Origin of the sequence: Polymorphobacter fuscus (assembly GCF_011927825.1) — a bacterium.
Lineage (GTDB): Bacteria > Pseudomonadota > Alphaproteobacteria > Sphingomonadales > Sphingomonadaceae > Sandarakinorhabdus > Sandarakinorhabdus fusca.
The window spans coordinates 495,622-510,466 of sequence record NZ_JAATJI010000002.1 but is presented as its reverse complement, the minus strand read 5'-3'; the positions used below and the strand labels follow the sequence as shown (position 1 = coordinate 510,466).

General features: G+C 66.1%; 13 protein-coding genes. 7 read left to right on the top strand and 6 right to left on the bottom strand.

The window, feature by feature from the left end; genetic code table 11:
• Window positions 1-4: 4 nt before the first annotated feature.
• The 5 genes from purE to GGQ62_RS15700 all read right to left on the bottom strand — a co-directional run bounded on the left by purE (window position 5) and on the right by GGQ62_RS15700 (window position 4,446).
• Entirely contained in the window at window positions 5-460 is a 456-nt protein-coding gene (gene purE / locus GGQ62_RS15720; RefSeq protein ID WP_152578246.1) for a 5-(carboxyamino)imidazole ribonucleotide mutase, read from the bottom strand.
• A 131-nt stretch (window positions 461-591) separates the two neighbouring features.
• Entirely contained in the window at window positions 592-1,431 is an 840-nt protein-coding gene (locus GGQ62_RS15715) for a TorF family putative porin (protein ID WP_152577823.1), read from the bottom strand.
• Window positions 1,432-1,776: 345 nt separating this feature from the next.
• Window positions 1,777-2,277, bottom strand: a complete 501-nt coding sequence (locus GGQ62_RS15710) for a TetR/AcrR family transcriptional regulator (protein ID WP_167649707.1) — start codon at window positions 2,275-2,277, stop codon at window positions 1,777-1,779.
• A 106-nt stretch (window positions 2,278-2,383) separates the two neighbouring features.
• Window positions 2,384-4,066, bottom strand: a complete 1,683-nt coding sequence (locus GGQ62_RS15705) for a sulfatase-like hydrolase/transferase (protein WP_243446650.1) — start codon at window positions 4,064-4,066, stop codon at window positions 2,384-2,386.
• A complete protein-coding gene (locus GGQ62_RS15700; protein ID WP_152577825.1) occupies window positions 4,063-4,446 on the bottom strand; it encodes a DUF4345 family protein in 384 nt (127 codons plus the stop codon). The genes GGQ62_RS15705 and GGQ62_RS15700 overlap by 4 nt, the downstream gene beginning before the upstream one ends.
• 135 nt (window positions 4,447-4,581) lie before the next feature.
• On the opposite strand from GGQ62_RS15700, the gene GGQ62_RS15695 reads away from it, so the two are divergent.
• From GGQ62_RS15695 to GGQ62_RS15675, 5 genes are all read left to right on the top strand, one after another.
• Window positions 4,582-5,673, top strand: a complete 1,092-nt coding sequence (locus tag GGQ62_RS15695) for an MBL fold metallo-hydrolase (protein WP_152577826.1) — start codon at window positions 4,582-4,584, stop codon at window positions 5,671-5,673.
• A gap of 26 nt (window positions 5,674-5,699) precedes the next feature.
• Window positions 5,700-7,400: an arylsulfatase gene (locus tag GGQ62_RS15690; protein WP_243446185.1), complete on the top strand. Its 1,701-nt coding sequence runs from the start codon at window positions 5,700-5,702 to the stop codon at window positions 7,398-7,400.
• Window positions 7,401-7,432: 32 nt separating this feature from the next.
• Window positions 7,433-8,083 carry a YoaK family protein gene (locus GGQ62_RS15685; RefSeq protein WP_152577828.1) on the top strand — a complete coding sequence of 217 codons (651 nt, stop codon included), beginning with the start codon at window positions 7,433-7,435 and terminating at the stop codon, window positions 8,081-8,083.
• Window positions 8,084-8,140: 57 nt separating this feature from the next.
• Entirely contained in the window at window positions 8,141-11,662 is a 3,522-nt protein-coding gene (gene dnaE, locus GGQ62_RS15680; protein ID WP_152577829.1) for a DNA polymerase III subunit alpha, read from the top strand.
• Window positions 11,663-11,745: 83 nt separating this feature from the next.
• The gene (locus GGQ62_RS15675) at window positions 11,746-12,045 is read left to right on the top strand and encodes a hypothetical protein (protein ID WP_152577830.1); all 300 of its coding nucleotides are present in this window, start codon (window positions 11,746-11,748) and stop codon (window positions 12,043-12,045) included.
• An 18-nt stretch (window positions 12,046-12,063) separates the two neighbouring features.
• On the opposite strand, the gene GGQ62_RS15670 is transcribed toward GGQ62_RS15675, so the two are convergent.
• Window positions 12,064-12,993 carry a glutaminase gene (locus tag GGQ62_RS15670; RefSeq protein WP_152577831.1) on the bottom strand — a complete coding sequence of 310 codons (930 nt, stop codon included), beginning with the start codon at window positions 12,991-12,993 and terminating at the stop codon, window positions 12,064-12,066.
• 132 nt (window positions 12,994-13,125) lie between these two features.
• On the opposite strand from GGQ62_RS15670, the gene GGQ62_RS15665 reads away from it, so the two are divergent.
• Complete coding sequence (locus tag GGQ62_RS15665; protein WP_152577832.1) at window positions 13,126-14,487, top strand: cytochrome P450; 1,362 nt, start codon at window positions 13,126-13,128, stop codon at window positions 14,485-14,487.
• A 31-nt stretch (window positions 14,488-14,518) separates the two neighbouring features.
• Entirely contained in the window at window positions 14,519-14,839 is a 321-nt protein-coding gene (locus GGQ62_RS15660; RefSeq protein ID WP_152577833.1) for a 2Fe-2S iron-sulfur cluster-binding protein, read from the top strand.
• Window positions 14,840-14,845: the final 6 nt, after the last annotated feature.

Below are 14,845 nucleotides of genomic sequence, written 5' to 3'. Positions count from 1 at the left end.
ACCGTCATTCGGGGGCTTGCGCCACGGCATCGGTCTGCGCCTGGCGCCAGGCGTCGAGGCGCTCGGCCAGTGCGGCATCGCCATTGGCCAGCATCGCCGCCGCCAGCAGCGCCGCGTTGATGGCGCCGGCCTTGCCAATGGCAAGCGTTCCGACCGGGATGCCGGCGGGCATCTGGACGATCGACAACAGGCTGTCCATGCCGCTCAGCGCCTTCGATTCGACCGGCACGCCGAGTACGGGCAGCCGCGTCATCGCGGCCGCCATGCCCGGCAGATGCGCGGCACCGCCAGCGCCGGCGATGATGACCTGCAACCCGCGCGCGGCGGCGCCGCCGGCGTAATCATACAGCCGCTGCGGTGTGCGATGGGCACTGACGACACGGGTTTCGTGCGCAACGCCGAGTGCGGCAAGCGTTTCGGCGGCGTGGGTCATCGTCGCCCAATCGGACGTCGATCCCATGATGATGCCGACAAGCGGATCGTTCAAACTGGCGCTCCCCCGGAGACAGGCAAGCGCCGGACGTTAAGTTGTGAAGGGGGAAATGGGAAGGGCCGCAGCGGCTGCCGCGGCCCGGTTTTCACAGTCTATGGCTAGAAAGCGCCGGTGATCGAAAACAGGATCTTGCTGCCTGCAATCGACGAGCCATCCTTGGTCGAGGAGAAGCTCGGCTGAAGATAGAGCGCATCGCGCACGCTGATGTCGGTATCGACATAGGCAACCCCCAGCGTGACCGGGCCGACGACATAATCGACGCCGATCAGCCAATCCCAATATTTGCCGGTCGGCGCGACGCTGGTGCCGTTGGGCCCGAGGCCCGGGTTGCCGTCCGAATAGCCGATATGCGCCTTGACGGTGATCGGCGTGGACGGGATGCCGGTCGCGAAGTCACCCCAGAGATAGAGGTTGTCGTTCTTGGCATCGGGCGCGTTGGGAACGCCGGCGGCATAATCGGCGCCGGTGAAAAACCATCGGCCGAGCGACTTCTGCTTGGGCGCATAGGCGACGCCGCCGAGCAGCGAAACCGGGCCCGCCGTGCCGCTGACCTTGAAATAGGGCTCGGCGAAATCGGTCAGCTTGGCGCCGCCCGGGAACATGTACCAGGTGAGGCCGAGGTCGAAGGCACCGTTGCCGATGGCGCGCTTGTAGCCGCCGATGAGATCGAATTCGATGTTCGGACCGCCGAAGGTGCCCCAGCCGGCAAGGCTGGACGAGAAGAAGCCGGCATAGAGCCCGCTGCTATGGCCGACGGTGACACCCGCCTGGGCGGCGAATCCCTTGTCCGACTGCGAGACGCCGCGGACACGATAATCGGTGACGACGGCTCCAAAGCCCGAAATCTTGAAATCGGGTTCGGGCTCGTCCGCGGCAAGCGCAGGCGAAGCGATGGCGATCGCCATGAACGCGGCGGCGCTGGTGAAGACATGACGCATGAGACATTTTCCCTCTGCTGGGGGTTGAATGTCCCTCTCCCAACTGCCTGCCGCTCCTCTCGACCATCCTTCGGACGGCGGGGTTCCGGTCAGTGCAACAGTCGTAACATTAGGCCGTTCGGAACGGCCTTGTATAGCTGCGCTGCAGCATGAATTTACCGGTTTTGAACGGCTGTTGCGGATATGACACGGATTCCGGACAGCGTGTTTCCCGAGCCATGGTGTCTGAATCATTTCGATACTCCAGCGGCATGTTGCCTGCTGGCCTTGATGCAACCGGACCCGGTAAGGCCGCGCGCGGAATTCGCGGCCGCAACAATAATGCCGGCGTAAACTGCGCCGTCGTCAGGCGGCGACGAATGCCTTCACCTGGCCCTCGATGACGGCGCGCGCCACCTCGGGCGACAGATTCTGTTCGACGCGCAACCGCTGCCAGCTGTCGAAACTGAGCAGGAAATCGAGCGTTTCGATGGCCACTGCGTCGTCGTCCAGCGCGGGCGGCAGCATGTTGCGCAACCGGGCGCGCAGCAGGCGCGATGTTTCGGAGTGATTGGCCTGCAAGGCGGGCGAACTATGGCGGTGGGCGTCGGCCGCGCGCTTGTACGGCAGCAGCTTCTCGTAGATGTCGATGCGCCGATCCATGGCCTCGAACAGCTGGCCCTTCCAGTCGCCGCTGGCAAAGGGCACCAGAGCCCCCTGGTAATGCCGGGTCAGACGCACCGCCATTTCAGCAAAAAGGCTCTCCATGTCATTGAAATGGCGAAAGACGCTGCGCAATCCGACCTGGGCGCGCTCTGCCACCTGTTCGGCGATGGGGCTGATCTGCCCCTCCTCGACCAGCGCCATCATCGCGGCGACGATCCGGTCACGGCTTTGTTGCGAGCGGCGACGGCGGCCATCGGTTTGCGGTTGAGTGTCTTCCATGAGCATCGGCCATACTTAACAAATATTCTCAGTTCGACCAATAGACATAGGCCTCCCCCGAAACAGACGGGGTTCCAAGCGGCCGATCTATGGCAATCGGCGCCTTGACGAGCGACGCCCAGGCCGGTGGCATTTGTTGGGCGTCATGCGCCTTCAACTTGGCGAGCAATTCGGTCACTTTTGCCGGATTGGCAGCGGCAACATCCTTTTTTTCAGTAGGATCGACCTTCAAATCATAAAGCAGGTCCTGGCGCGGCAGGTCGAGCGACTGCAGCTTCCAGTCGCCATCCCGTACCACGCGATAGGCGCCGCTGCGCCAGAACAAGGTCTGGTGGGGCATGCCGACCTTGTCGCCAGCCACATAGGGGCGCAGGTCGACACCATCGATCACGCGTCCGGCGGGCAGTGCCGCCCCTGCGGCGGCGCTTGCCGTCGCATAAATATCGAAGTGGCTGACCGGCGGCGCAAAGCGACTGCCCGCTGCAATGGTGCCGGGCCAGCGCATCATGAACGGCACCTTGGTGCCGCCTTCGAAGAAGGTCGCCTTCCAGCCGCGATAGGGACGGTTGATATCGGGCAATCCGATGTAATTGGCACCGCCATTGTCCGACGAAAAGATGACGATGCTGTTGTCGTCGAGACGCTGGGCCTTCAGTTCGGCAAGCACCTTGCCGACGCCGCGGTCGAGGGCACGGATCATCGCCGCATAGACTCGCAAGCGATGGTCCTTGATCTGCGGCAGCGCGTCATAATCCGATTTCAGCGCCTGCAGCGGCGTGTGCGGCGCGTTATAGGCAAGATAGAGAAAGAACGGCCGGTTGCGGTTGGCGCGAATGCCGGCGAGCGCTGCTTCGGTGAGATAGTCGGTCATGTACCGGTCGGGGGCAAAGCGCGGTCCGCCGTTGAACTGCACGGCGAAGGGCAGATTGGCCCAGAGATATTTGTCGATCGGGTCGAAATCCTGCCGCGAATTGACGACATCGGCGTCACCTTCGGGCAGGAATTTCATGCCGCCGATCATGAAGCCCAGGCTTTCGTCGAACCCCTGTTGCTCGGGCCGCATGCCCTTCGCTTCGCCCAGGTGCCATTTGCCGAGGTGAATGGTGTGATAGCCACGCGATTTAAGCTGTTCGGCGATGGTGATTTCGGATGCCGGCATGCCCTTGCCGCCGGGCAATGCCGAATTGGCGGCGGCTTCCTCATCGAAAATCGGCTTGTGGACCGAATCGCTGTCCATATGGGCAATATTGCGGGCGAACATATGGTCGACCCGGAACTGTTCGATCGGGAACCATTTCGGTATGTTTGGGTCGGTCGGCGTGAATTCATAACCGAAGCGCGTCGCATAGCGCCCGGTCATCAGCGCGGCGCGCGACGGTGCGCAGGTGGCATTGCCGGCATAGCCATTGGCAAAGACGACACCCTGTCGACCGATGGCGTCGATGTTGGGGGTCTTCACCCCGGCGACGCCGCTGCCGGTCAGGCTGATGTCGTTGATGCCGAGGTCGTCGGCGATGATGAGGATGATGTTGGGCGGGCGCTGGCCTGCCGGCGCGGTGGCGGGGCCTTGCGCCCATGCCACCGGCCGGTTCGGCGCCACCGGCCCCGCCATCCATCCGGCCATGTGCAGCTTGATGTAATCGCGCGACGCGAACAGCCCGGCGGCGCCGACAACCAGCGTGCCGAGCAGCAGCTTGGCCCAGAGCCTCACCGACCGGGCCGATCGAAATTGCGCCAGCCGAGCACCAGCAGCGTGATCATCACCGCCTCCACCACCATCGGCTGCACCGCTGTCGGCGCCATGCCGTCAACGGCCAGGCTGATGAAGCGGCCGAGCAGCGCCAGCCCGAGCATCAGGATCGGCACCAGCAGCGGCCGCGCCTGCGCCGTGATCGCCCCGACAAGGGCGAAAGTGGCGGCGCCGATGAAGAAGCCGGTGAAGTCGGCGCGCATCGTCGCCAGCCCCTGGCTGCCCATCGGCTGCAGGAAGAACGCCAGCCCCAGCCGGTCGGGGGCGAGCAGGAATCCCAGCCCGATGGCGATATTGAACAGGCCGATCAGCCCGATGACGATGCGCAAGACGGTCCGCACGCCACCCTCCCCTTTGTCCGGCCATGCCGCAGTGATAGCATGTTAGCGCAGGCCAGCCAGCCCGACAAGGTTTCGGCATTGCGTGCGCCAATTATTTCCGCCATGTTTGCGACAGGCGCGAGAGGGCTGGACGGCATGGGGAAGGCAGGCTGGCGGACGATCGGCGCCGTGATGATCGGTGTCATGGCCATCATCGCCGCCGCGGGCCTCGGCGTCTGGTTGTTCCAGCCGCAGCTCGGTACGCTGCTGCTCACCCGCGTCGCCCAGGAACGCGCCGGCCGCGACGCCACTGCGGGCCTGCCTGACGGGCTGCACGTCATTCTCTGCGGGACGGGGTCGCCGCTTCCCGACCCGACCCGCGCCGGCCCCTGCACGATGATCATCGCCGGCCGCCACATCTATGTCGTCGATGCCGGCGAAGGCGCCGCGCGCAACCTGCTGCTGATGGGGCTGCCGACCGGGCGTATCGATCGGTTGTTCCTGACCCATTTCCATTCGGACCATATCGACGGCATGGGCCCGATGCTGTTGATGCGCTGGTCGGCCAGGCCGAACCTGTCGCCGCTGCCGGTCGCCGGGCCGACGGGCGTCGAGGCGGTCGTCGCCGGATTCAACCAGGCTTATGCTCGCGACAACGGCTATCGCACCGCGCATCACGGCGCGGCAATCATGCCCCCGGGGGGTGCCGGCGGCGTGGCGATGCCTTTCGCCTTCGGCGCGGCGCCGGTGGTGGTGCTCGACGACCAGGATGTGCGCGTGACGGCCTTTCCCGTCGACCACGGTCCCGTCTCGCCGGCGGTCGGCTATCGGTTCGACTACAAGGGCCGCTCGGTGGTCATCAGCGGCGATACGGCGCCATCGCCATCGGTGGCGGCGGCAGCGCGCGGCGCCGATCTGCTGGTCCATGAAGCCCTGCAGCCAGCACTCGTCGCGCGCCTGACCGATGCCCTGGTGGCGCGCGGTGTCGCCAACACGGCGCAGGTGACACGCGATATCCTGAATTACCACAGCAGCCCCGAACAGGCCGCCGATGCAGCGCGCACGGCCGGTGCACGCCAGCTTGTACTCAACCATGTCGTGCCGCCGATGCCGTTCCGCTTTGCCTATCCGGCATTTCTCGGCGATGCGGCGCGGCGTTTCGACGGGCCGATCACCGTGGGCGAGGACGGGATGATCTTCACCCTGCCGGCGAACGGCACGGCGACCACGGCCGGGCGCCTGATGTGAGAGTCCGGGGCGCCCTGGCCGCGCTGTTGCTGACCACGGCTGCGCCCGGTGCAAGCCAGCAACGGCCCAATATCGTCGTCCTGGTCGCCGATGACTGGGGCTTCACCGACGTCGGGGCATTCGGCGGGGAGATCGCGACTCCGAACATCGACGCGCTGGCGGCTGCCGGCGTGCGCTTTTCCAACTTCCATGTCGCCGGATCCTGCGCGCCGACGCGCGCCATGTTGCAGACCGGCGTGTCGAGCCATCGGGCGGGGCTTGGCAACATGCCCGAGACCATCCCACCGGCTCATCGCGGCAAGCCGGGTTATGAAACCGTCCTCAGCAACCGGGTGGCGACGCTGGCGGAACGCCTGCGCGCGGCCGGCTATCGCACCTATCTGACCGGGAAATGGCATCTGGGCCACACCCCCGACACGCTGCCGACCGGACGCGGATACGACCGCGCCTTTGCCTTGTCGCAATCGGGCGCCGATAATTTCGAGAACAAACCCAATCTGTTGCTTTACGGCAAGGCGGACTGGACCGAGGACGGCAAGCCGGCGCAACTGCCAAGGGACTTTTATTCGTCGCGATTCATCGTGGACAGGATGATCGCCTATCTCGATGGCGGCGACCGGGCGAAGCCGTTCTTTGCCTCGGTCAATTTTCTTGCCAATCACATTCCGTTGCAGGCGCCCGACGCCGATATCGCCCGCTATCGCGGCCGCTACGACGCCGGCTGGACGGCATTGCGCGCGGCCCGGCGCGACGGCGCCATTGCCAGGGGCGTGATGCCGGCGGGGATGGCGATGGTGACGATGGCTTCGACCCCGGACTGGGCCGGTCAGTTTCCGGCCGAACAGGCGCAGCGGCGCGGCGCCATGGAAGCCTATGCCGGCATGGCGACGGCGATGGACCGGGAGGTCGGGCGGCTCGTCGCGCATCTGAAGGCCACCGACCGCTATGACAACAGCGTGTTCGTCTTTCTGTCGGACAATGGCGCCGAAGCGACCGACCCGATGGCGTCCCCGGTGCCGCGCGCCAACGCCATCTTCAACTACGACCAGCGGACAATGCAACAGGGGCGGCCAGGTTCACTGACCGCCATCGGCGCCGGTTTCGCCAGTGCCGCGTCGGCGCCGCTGCGCGGGTACAAGTTCACCGCCAGCGAGGGCGGCCTGCGGGTGCCGATGATCATTGCCTGGCCGGGCAACCCGGCGATAGCCCGCGGCGCGGTCGCCGGCGGCTTTGCCCATGTCGTCGACGTGGCGCCGACGCTGTTGCAGTTTGCCGGCGCGGCGCCGGCGGCCGCGATGACGGGCCACAGCCTTGCGCCGATGCTCGGCGGCGGCAGCATGGGGGTGCGCGGGGCCGACGAAGCCCTGGGGTATGAACTGTCGGGCAATGCCGTGTTGTGGAAGGGCAATCTCAAGCTGGTGAAGAACCTGCCACCTTATGGCGACGGTCACTGGCATCTGTTCGATATCATTGCCGATCCCGGCGAAACCAACGATCTGGCATCGGCGCGGCCGGCCACTTTCAAAGCCATGAAGGCGGATTACCGGAATTGGGCCGCGGCCGAAAAGGTGCTGCCGATGCCCGCGGGCTACAGCGCGCCGCAGCAGATCATGGACAATGCGATGGACGACCTGCTGTGGCCGCGGCTGCGGCCGGTGCTGGGCTGGGCGGCGGCGCTGCTGGGGCTGGTGGCGGGCGCCCTGCTGTGGCGCCGTGCACGGCGTTAGGCAGCGCGGCGCATGATCGTCTAGGGTCGGGCATGATCGCCATTGACCGCCGCAACCAGTTTCTCGCCACCGGCCTCGCCGGACTGGCGGGTTTCGTCGATGGCACCGGCTTCCTTGCTACTGGCGGCTTCTTCCTGTCGTTCATGACCGGCAATTCGACCCGGCTCGGGGTCGGGCTGGCCGGCAATGGCGGTGACGCCGTGATCGCCGCCAGCCTGATCCTGGCGTTTGTCGTGGGGGTGATGACCGGCACATTGACGGGCCGGGCTGCCGGGACCTGGCACCGACCGGCCGTGCTGCTGCTGCTGGCGACGATATTGGCCTCGGCGGCCGCGCTGGCGGGCAATGGCTGGCCATGGCCGGCGTTCGTCGCCACCGCCTTTGCCATGGGCGCAGAGAACACCGTGTTCGAGGCCGATGGCGAAGTCCGCATCAGCCTGACCTACATGACCGGAAACCTCGTCAAGACGGGCCAGCGCCTCGCCAACATGCTGATCGGGGGCGCAGGCTGGGCGTGGCTGCCCTATCTGGCCCTGTGGGCGGCGATGGTCGGCGGCGCGGTGGCGGGCGCCGCCGTCTGGCCGGCGCTGGGGCTGGCGGGCCTTTGGGTCGCGGCAGCCGTTGCCCTGTTGCTCGCCATCGTCAGCGCGCGGATCGACCGGGCCAATTATCCCCAGAATTGATGCAGCGCGCCGCATTGCCGCCTATCGCTGCGGCGCGGTTTGGCCGACAATGGTGCGATGCCGTCGACCAGCGCCCATAGCGGATTTGTCCATCTGCGCCTGCAATCGGCCTATTCGATGCTGGAAGGCGCGATTCAGCCCGACGATCTGGCCAAGGCCTGCCGGCGCGGGCTGTTCCCTGCCGCAGGCCTCGCCGACCGCGGCAACATGTTCGCCGCCATGGATTTTTCGGCTGCCGCCAAGGATGCCGGCGTGCAGCCTGTCATCGGTGCGATGGTGCCGGTGGAGCGGCCCGGAACGCGCACCGCGCTGACCCGGCCGGTGCACGACTGGCTGGTGCTGTTCGCGCAGGATGCCGGCGGCTACACCAATTTGATCGCGCTGGTCAGCCAGGCGCATCTGGGAGTCGACCCCAGCGACGACCCGCATTTGAAGCTGGCGGATTTCGAAGACCGCACGACGGGCTTGCTGTGCCTGACTGCTGGTGCCGATGGCGCGCTGGCGCGGCTGCTGGCCGATGGCCAGAACGTCGATGCCTATGCCGAGGCGCTGGTGCGGCTGTTCCCCGGCCGTCTTTACATCGAGCTGTCGCGCTGCGGCGATGCCATCGAGCAGCGCGCCGAAGCCGGGTTGTTGCGGCTGGCGGCGGCGCGCGACCTGCCGATCGTCGCCACGAACCCGGTCAAGTTCCTCGAAGCGCGGGTGCACCTGGCGCACGACGCGCTGCTGTGCATCGCCGATTCGGCCTATGTCGAGGCGGAGGATCGCCGCAAGTCGAACCCCGAGCACCGGCTGAAGTCCGCCGACGAGATGCGCCGGGCCTTCGCCGACCTGCCCGAAGCGATCGCCAACACGCTCGTCATCGCCCAGCGCTGCGCCGTCGCCGCGCCGGCGCGCAAGCCGATCCTGCCGCGCATGGCCGAAGGCGGTGCCTCGGAGGACCCGGCGCTGGTCGCCGCTGCGGAAGCGGGACTCGACAAGCGATTGGCGGCGCGCGGCATCACCGGCGAGGCCGCCCTGCCCTATCGCGAGCGGCTGGCCTTCGAACTTGGCGTCATCAACGCCATGGGCTTTCCAGGCTATTTCCTCATCGTTGCCGACTTCATCGGCTGGGCCAAGGCACAGGGTATCCCGGTCGGTCCGGGGCGCGGGTCGGGCGCCGGCTCGGTCGTCGCCTGGGCGCTGACAATCACCGATCTGGATCCGCTCGAACATGGGCTGCTGTTCGAGCGCTTCCTCAACCCCGACCGCGTGTCGATGCCCGACTTCGATATCGATTTTTGCGAAACGCGCCGCGGCGAGGTCATCCGCTATGTGCAGCAACGCTATGGCGACGCCCAGGTGGCGCAGATCATCACCTTCGGGAAGATGAAGGCGCGCGCCGTGTTGAAGGACGTCGGCCGGGTTCTGCAAATGCCCTATGGCCAGACCGACCGCTTGTCCAAGCTGGTGCCGAATCACCCGACCGACCCCTGGACGCTCGCGCGCACGCTCGGCATCGGCAAGGACAAGGACGGCAAACGCTATCCGGGCGTTCCCGAATTCATCGCCGAGCGCGACCGCGACCCCAAGGTCAAGCGGCTGATCGAGATCGCGCTGCAGCTGGAGGGCCTGCCGCGCCACAGCTCGACCCATGCCGCCGGCGTCGTCATCGGCGATCGGCCGCTCAGCCAGCTGGTGCCCCTGTACCGCGACCCGCGGTCGGACATGGCGGTGACGCAGTTCGAAATGAAGGCGGTCGAAAAGGCCGGGCTGGTCAAGTTCGACTTTCTCGGGCTGAAGACGCTTTCGGTGCTCGACCGCGCGGCCAAGCTTTTGAAAAACCGCGGCGTCGAGGTCGACTGGCTCGACCTGCCGCTCGACGACCCGGCGGTCTATGCGCTGCTGGCGCGGGCCGATACGGTCGGTGTGTTCCAGTTCGAATCGGAAGGCATGCGGCGGGCGCTGGGCCAGGTCCGGCCCGATTGTTTCGCCGATATCGTCGCGCTGGGCGCGCTGTACCGGCCGGGACCGATGGACAACATCCCGTCCTTCGCCAATCGCAAGCACAAGCGCGAGGCGGTGGCGCTGCTGCATCCGATGATGGAGCCGATCCTGCGGGAGACCTATGGCATCATCGTCTACCAGGAACAGGTGATGCAGATCGCTCGGACGCTGGCCGGCTATAGCCTGGGTGAAGCCGATCTGCTGCGCCGGGCGATGGGCAAGAAGATCCACGCCGAAATGGTGGCGCAGAAGGAGCGTTTTGCCGAAGGCGCTGCCACCAACGGCATCGAAAAGGCGACTGCCAGCGCCATTTTCGACCTGGTTCTCAAATTCGCCAACTACGGCTTCAACAAGTCGCACGCCGCCGCCTATGCACTGGTCAGCTTCCAGACCGCCTGGCTGAAGGCGCACCATCCGGTCGAATTCTTCGCCGCGTCGATGGCCTATGACATCACCAACACCGATCGGCTGGCCGCCTTCACCGACGATGCGCGGCGCTGCGGCGTCAAGCTGCTGCCGCCTTGCATCAACGCCTCGCAGGCCGATTTCAGCGTCGAGGACGGTTGCGTGCGCTATGCGCTGGCGGCGCTGAAGAATGTCGGCGAAAAGGCGATGGAAGTCGTCGTCGCCGGACGCGGCGCCGGTTATTCGGGCCTGCCGGCCTTTTCCAAGTCGGTCGACCCGCGCCTGCTCAACAAGCGCCAGCTCGAAAGCCTGATCGCCGCCGGCTGTTTTGACGGGATCGCCGCCAATCGCGCCGGTGTGCACCTGCTGGCGGAAGCCATTCTGGGAACGGCGCAATCGGCGCAGGCGGCGCGCGAGTCGGCCCAGACGGCGCTGTTCGGCGAGGCGACGGGGTTTGTCGACGATGGCGGTCTCGCGATGCTGGTGCCGGCCAGCGCCAGCTGGACGCTGGCCGAGACCATGGCGCAGGAAAAGGAGGCCTTCGGCTTTTATTTCTCCGGCCACCCGGTCGAGGCGTGGCGGCCGGTGCTCGATGCCAATGGCGCCCTCAGCTTTGCCGAAGTGGCGGCGCTGCCGGCGCCGGCGGGCGGTGGCCGGCGCGGTGTCGTCATGGCCGGGCTGATCGAGGAGGTGCGCTGGCGAACGCCCCAAACGGGGCGCGGCAACCGCTATCTGCTCGTCACCCTGTCCGACCGGTCGGGCCAATATGTGGCGAGCTGCTTCGAGGAAGACACGCAGGCGCGGATCGAGGCGATCGGCGGCGAAGCGGCCGCGGTGCTCGTCCAGGCCGAACTGCAATGGCGCGAGGGCGAGGATGTGCCGCGAATCACCATGCGCGGGATAACGATGCTGGCCGAAATGGCGAAGCGGACGCGCAGCCGGCTGGTGGTGGCGCTGGAGAGCGCTGACGACGCAGCACAGCTGGCGGCGCTGGTCGCCGCGGTCCGCGGCAAGGGTCGCGGCGAACTGGTGGCGACGGTGCCGACCGCGGCTGGCGTGGCGCGGGTGCGGCTGGGCGGTGATTATCTTGTCGATGTCGAAACACTCAGTCGGCTGTCGCGCGCGTTCGGCGCGGAGCGGGTCGTGTCGCAGGCGCTCGACCCGCCGCGACTGGCGTTGGTGGGATAGACCGAGGCACCGCGGTTGATCCCCTGTCTGCTGTCATGTTACCGTATCGCCACAAGGACTTCGTGCAAGTGAAGGACGGTGACGTGAAAATCATGATTGCTGCTGCTGCGCTGCTGGTCCCCGGCATGGCCTTTGCCCAGTCGCTCTCCAATCCCCAGCCGTCTATGAACATGCCGAACTACAGCACCGAACGCAGTTCGATGGAGGGACGCGACCCGCTGCCACCCAAGGAGACGGCGGCAGTCCGCGCGGAGAAGCTGGCCCGCGCCGTCGCGCTTCGCGAGGAGGCGCTGGTTCTGGAAGCGCAGGATGGCGGCAGGTTGAGCCGCAAGAGCACGCTTTACCTGCAGCGCAAGGCGCGCCTGATCCTCGCCTACCGCTGAGCCGGTTCGCGCCTGTCGCTACAGATCGGGGTTGAACACGCTCCAGCCCATCGCCTGCGCCAGTTGCTCCAGCGCCGCCGTGCCGAGCAACGAATTGCCCTGCGGGCTGAGGCCCGGCGACCAGACGGCGATGCTGGCGCGGCCCGGCGCGATGGCGAGGATGCCGCCGCCGACGCCCGATTTTGCCGGCAGGCCGACACGGAAGGCGAAATCACCCGACGCATCATAATGGCCGCAGGTCAGCATCAGCGCATTGATGCGGCGGGCGCGTTCGGGGGAGACGATGACAACACCGTCCTGCACACCGCCGGCGGCGAGGAAGCGCCCGGCGCGCGCCAGCTGGCGGCACGACATGGCAATGGCGCATTGCTGGAAATAGACGCTGAGCGTGGCATCGACCGGCCCGGCAATGGTGCCGAACGACCGCATGTAATTGGCCAGCGCGGCGTTGCGATAGCCGGTCACGGCTTCCGACCAGGCGACGGCGGCGTCGACGGCGATGCTGTCATCTCCGGCCAGCGCGCGGACGCGCGCCAAGATGGCGCCGATGGCGGCGCCGGGTTCGCAACTGGCAGCGATCAGGTCGCTGACGGCGATGGCGCCGGCGTTGATGAAGGGGTTGCGGGGACGGCCCTGTTCCAGCTCGAGCTGGATGATCGAGTTGAAGGCGCTGCCCGAAGGCTCCCGCCCCACCCTGTCCCAGACGCCTTCACCATGGCGGCACAGCGCCTCGACAAGCGCGAAGACCTTGCTGACCGACTGGATGGAGAATGGGGTGTCGGCATCGCCGGCAACATGTTCCGCACCGGCGGCCGTGACCACGGCAATGCCGAAATGGCCGGCCGACACTTTGGCGAGTTCGGGAATATAGTCGGCGACGCGGCCGCGGTCGGTCGCTTCCGCCCCGCGTGCCGCGATGGCAGCTACCACTTCCGCTAGATCGGCCATCTCGAAAGGTCCTTGCAAGGGCGCGCCGCAACCTAGAATATGAGTAGCACTTGAATTACACGTAGTGTAGCAACGTGATCGGGGATGGAGCCGAATCTCGCTGCAACGGGATCGGTTATGGGAGAGACAGCGATGGCCACGCAACCGAGCCTGGGCGCCGAAGCGCCGATCAGCCACACGGTATCCCGCGAGGATTATGAATATGTCTGGCCGTTGCCGCCGCGCCGCCGCCCGCCGCTGAAGGATTACAGCGCCGAATCGCTGCGCGAATATCTCGCGACCGCACCGCTCGACGAGGTCGACATCGCCGACCCGATGTATTGGGAAACCGACACGCACTGGACCTTCTTCAAGCGGCTGCGCGACGAAGCGCCGGTTCACTTTACCGGCGTCAACGCCAACCGCCACCGCGGCTATTGGTCGGTCACGCGCTGGGCCGACATCATGGCGGTCGACACCAACCACCAGATCTTTTCGTCAGACGCCCATCTCGGCGGCATCACGCTATTCGACATGGACCAGGATTTCATCATGCCGATGTTCATCGCCATGGATCAGCCCAAGCATGATGTGCAGCGCAAGGCGGTCAACCCGATCGTTTCGGGGTCCAACCTGCAGGCGTTCGAAGCGCTGATCCGCAGCCGCACGCAGGAGGTTCTCGACGGCCTGCCGCGCGGCGAGGAATTCGACTGGGTCGACCGCGTTTCGATCGAACTGACCAGCCGCATGCTGGCGACGCTGTTCGATTTTCCGCAGGAACATCGCCGCAAGCTGACCTGGTGGTCGGACATCGCCACCGCCGATCCCGAAGTGCCGGGCAACTTGCAGAAGGAGGAGCGCCAGGCGGCGCTGCTCGGCATGTTGCAGGAATTCATGGGGTTGTGGAACGATCGGGTCAACGACCCCGAGCCCAAGGGCGACCTGATCTCGATGCTCGCCCACAATCCGGCGACGCGCAACATGCCGCCGATGGAGTTCATGGGCAATCTCGTGCTGCTGATCGTCGGCGGCAACGACACGACACGCAATTCGATCACCGGGGGCCTCAAGTTCCTCAACGACAATCCGGCCGAATATGCCAAGTTGCGCGCCAACCACGGCCTCATCGAACCGATGGTCAGCGAGATCATCCGTTACCAGACGCCGCTGGCGCACATGCGCCGCACCGCGCTTGAGGACACCATCCTGGGTGGTCAGCACATCGCCAAGGGCGACAAGGTGGTGATGTGGTACGCCTCGGGCAATCGCGATGAACGCGCCATCGAAAACCCCGACGCCTTCATCATCGACCGGCCGCGCGCGCGCCAGCACATGTCCTTCGGCTTCGGCATCCACCGCTGCGTCGGCAACCGGCTGGCCGAACTACAGTTGAAGATCCTGTGGGAGGAAATCCTGGCGCGCTTCGACAATATCGAGGTCGTCAGCGAGCCCGAGCGGGTGCCATCGGCCTTCGTCAAGGGCTACAAATCGCTGATGGTCCGCATCCCGGCCTGATCGCCCCTTCATCGCACGAACAGGACCAGCAATGGCACGCATCACCTATGTCGAATTCAATGGCACCGCGCACAGCGTAGAGGTTGCCAATGGCGTTTCCCTGATGGAAGGCGCGATCAGCAACGGCGTGCCCGGCATCGACGGCGATTGCGGCGGCAATGCCGCCTGCGCCACCTGCCACGTCTATGTCGATGGCGCCTGGACGGGAAAGACCGGCACGCCCAACGAGATGGAAGATGCGATGCTCGACCTTGCCGACGGCAAGCGCGACAACAGCCGCTTGGCCTGCCAGATCCTTGCCAGCGACGACCTAGACGGACTGGTGATCGAAATGCCCGAGACGCAGCACTGATCGGTT

Excerpts from the sequence above, each read along its gene's own strand:
- purE (WP_152578246.1), bottom strand. The coding sequence starts at position 460 with ATGGGATCGACGTCCGATTGGGCGACGATGACCCACGCCGCCGAAACG.
- GGQ62_RS15715 (WP_152577823.1), bottom strand. The coding sequence starts at position 1,431 with ATGCGTCATGTCTTCACCAGCGCCGCCGCGTTCATGGCGATCGCCATC.
- GGQ62_RS15710 (WP_167649707.1), bottom strand. The coding sequence starts at position 2,277 with ATGGCGCTGGTCGAGGAGGGGCAGATCAGCCCCATCGCCGAACAGGTG.
- GGQ62_RS15695 (WP_152577826.1), top strand. The coding sequence starts at position 4,582 with ATGGGGAAGGCAGGCTGGCGGACGATCGGCGCCGTGATGATCGGTGTC.
- GGQ62_RS15685 (WP_152577828.1), top strand. The coding sequence starts at position 7,433 with ATGATCGCCATTGACCGCCGCAACCAGTTTCTCGCCACCGGCCTCGCC.
- dnaE (WP_152577829.1), top strand. The coding sequence starts at position 8,141 with ATGCCGTCGACCAGCGCCCATAGCGGATTTGTCCATCTGCGCCTGCAA.
- GGQ62_RS15670 (WP_152577831.1), bottom strand. The coding sequence starts at position 12,993 with ATGGCCGATCTAGCGGAAGTGGTAGCTGCCATCGCGGCACGCGGGGCG.
- GGQ62_RS15665 (WP_152577832.1), top strand. The coding sequence starts at position 13,126 with ATGGCCACGCAACCGAGCCTGGGCGCCGAAGCGCCGATCAGCCACACG.
- GGQ62_RS15660 (WP_152577833.1), top strand. The coding sequence starts at position 14,519 with ATGGCACGCATCACCTATGTCGAATTCAATGGCACCGCGCACAGCGTA.